A 2,951-nucleotide genomic window follows, 5' to 3' on the forward strand; every position below is an offset into this window, starting at 1 on the left:
ATACGGTCTGGAAGTTGTTGGTGGTGGTGAGATCGCCGATGCCGAAAACGCCGTTGACGGTGGCGCCGAGATATTTCGGATTGTTGTTGAGCATCTGCGTCACGTCGTAGGACGCCAGAACGCGGCCGGCGATGATGTCGAGCGGATAGTGCGCGCCCAGAATGATGCGGCTGTTGCCGTATTCCGATGCGCGGGTCAGCATCTCGCCGTAGCGCTCCGGAACCAGCATTCCGAACAGGATCGACGTCGTATAGCCAAACGTGGTGTGGCCGCTCGGAAACGACGCGTTTGCGAACAGGCCGGAACCGGCATTGCCGGTGATGCCGCCGATGATGGCGGTGTTCGACGTCGCGCCGCCGGTGAATGTCAACCCGGAGAACTGTGCAATGCTGTTCGGGGCCACCTGCACCGGCCGCGAGTTGCCGGTCTGGTTCGGATTGGCGACCGGCGCATAGGCCTTGTCGTAGACATTGAAGACGCCGCCGGGCGGCAGCGAAATGCCGACGACCGGGGTGTTGGAAGTCGCGGTCTTTCCGAGCGCCAGATTGGCGTTGTTGACGAAAACCGTCCCATTCGCGGAACCGTCGGCAAAGAAATTCTTCGCCTTGCCGGAGTCGTCCTGCGAGATCGCGTTGATCTGCCGGAACAAATTGAGCAGGTTCGGCGAGAATGCGCCGACGCCGGACGTGGCGTTGTTGGCTCGCCAGATCGCGTTCAGGTTGGTACCGAGGCCGTCGGAGAGCACGACACCGTTGTCGGTCGTGATCGTGTTGTCGATCAGGGCTTGCGCACGCTGGGCGGATGTAGAGTTGTTGTTGATCGAAACCGCGGTCGAGAAATTCTGCGTGATGGCGGTGGTGCCGAGCAGCGTGCTGAACGGACTTAGCAGATTGATGGCGTTGGTGTTTAGCGGTGTCGCGATCGTCTGCGTTTGCGCGTGAGCGGATTGTACGGACAGCGCAGCAGCAACAACCGCGAATATCGATGACGACTTCGTGACACGCATGACAACCCCCAAGCATACTGCAGGCGACTAATTGCCGCTCTCGGAAACATGCGGAAACAAACATCTGGGGATGACACCGAGGTGACGGTGATTCGCTTGATAGATGACGATGCTTTTTTGCAACATCGCGCTTCAGCGCGAGTCGATGCTCGCAGGCCGGCGCGAACGAGTGATGACGCAGCCCAACGCCATCGCGTCCGACGCGCAGCACTCGGAAGCACTAAGGCGTCAGGGCGTGGCTCTCATGGCCGAAGTAAGCGCGTTCGAGCCGCTGCGGCAGGTTGGCTTCGGCGGTCGACGCCTCCAGCACGATATTGCCCTGCACCAGCGCATAGACACGGTCGGCAGCGGCGAGCGCTTTTTCCAGCAACTGTTCGACCAGCAGCACCGCGGTGCCCTGCTTGCGCAACTGCGCGATGACGTTGAGCACGCGATCGACCAGCACCGGCGACAGACCGGCGGAGGGTTCGTCGAGCATCAGCAACCGCGGCCGGCGCACCAGGCCCTGCGCCACCGTCAGCATCTGCTGCTGTCCGCCACTGAGCGCGCCGCCGCGTTCGTGGCGCTTCTCGGCAATCTCGGGGAAGAACGACAGCGCTTCCTCGACACGGCCGGCGCGTTCGCTGCGCGGCAGGTCATAGCCCGCCAGCAGCAGGTTGTCGGTGACGGATATCTGGGTGAACACGCGATGTCCTTCGATCACATGCACCAGCCCGGCGCGCGCCGCTTCGCGCGGCGTGGCGTTGGTGATGTCGCGGCCGTCAAACCGTACATGGCCCGAACTGACCGGCAGCAATCCGGACAGCGCGCGCAGCATGGTGGTCTTGCCGGCACCGTTGGGACCGAGCAGCGCCACCACTTCACCGGCCGACATCCGGAAATCGATGCCATGCAGCACACGGATCTTGCCGTAGCCGGATTGCAGCGCGCCGACCGCGAGCAGAGGTTCAGCCGCCGAGGCGAGCAGAGATTCAGCCGCCGAGGTAAGCACTGACCACCTCCTTGTGAACGCGAATTTCGGCCGGCGTTCCCGCAGCCAGCGTGCGCCCGAGATTGAGCACCGTGACCTGATGGCAGATATCGAAAATCAGGTCGGCATGATGCTCGACCAGCAGCACGCCGGTGCCGCGGGCGCTGATGGCCTTGATCAGCGCGGCCAATCGTTCGATCTCGTCGCTGGAAAGGCCGGCTGCCGGCTCGTCGAGCAGCAGGAAATCCGGATCCAGCATCAGCGCGCGCGCGATCTCGATGAAGCGCAGTTCGCTGTGCTGCAACCGGTCGGCACGGACGTCAGCGAGCTGCTCCAGCCCGACCACCCGCAGCAGCGCGCGCGCCTTGGCGGCGAGCACGCGCTCGTCGGCTCCGTTGCGCGGCAGCGCCAACATCGCTTCGACGAAAGTTGCCTTGCCCTCGATCGAGCCGCCGATCATCACGTTTTGCAGCACCGAGGCTTCGCCGATCACGCGCGGGGTCTGGAATGTCCGCGCAATTCCGCGCGTCGCCCGCAGCGCCGGCTGGCCTGGCGGCAGTGCATTGTCACCGAGGGTCATCGTGCCGCTTTTGGCGGCGTAATAGCCCGATATCACATTCAACGTCGTGGTCTTGCCGCTGCCGTTGGGGCCGATCAGGCCGTGGATCTGGCCGGGCGCCACGTCGAGGTCAAGACCGTCGATGGCGCGCACATTGCCGAAACTCAGCGCGATGCTGCGCAAGCTCAGCGTCCGGTCGCCCGCGTGCTTGCGGACGACATCGCCGAGCGCCGAGGGACGCGGCACGATGGCGCGGTTGCTGGCGAGCGGGCGGCGGTTGCGAAAATCCAGCAGCGCGGCGATGCCGCCGGGCATCACCAGCACGATCACCAAGAGCAGCACGGCGTAAAGGAACGTCGACCATGCCGCCAGCGGTGCGGCGATCTCCGGCAGGATGGTCAATATGATGGTGCCGA

The 2,951-nt window shown here is 64.0% G+C and carries 3 protein-coding genes; all 3 read right to left on the bottom strand.

The window, feature by feature from the left end:
• On the bottom strand, nucleotides 1-1,006 hold a 1,006-nt coding region (locus QOC89_RS13955), incomplete at its 3' end, for a phosphatase PAP2 family protein (RefSeq protein ID WP_323045547.1).
• Between the two features lie 220 nt (nucleotides 1,007-1,226).
• Nucleotides 1,227-1,997: an ABC transporter ATP-binding protein gene (locus QOC89_RS13960; protein WP_323045548.1), complete on the bottom strand. Its 771-nt coding sequence runs from the start codon at nucleotides 1,995-1,997 to the stop codon at nucleotides 1,227-1,229.
• On the bottom strand, nucleotides 1,978-2,951 hold a 974-nt coding region (locus QOC89_RS13965), incomplete at its 5' end, for an ABC transporter ATP-binding protein (protein WP_323045549.1). The genes QOC89_RS13960 and QOC89_RS13965, both read right to left, overlap by 20 nt.

Source organism: Paraburkholderia sp., from assembly GCF_034668105.1.
Lineage (GTDB): Bacteria > Pseudomonadota > Gammaproteobacteria > Burkholderiales > Burkholderiaceae > Paraburkholderia.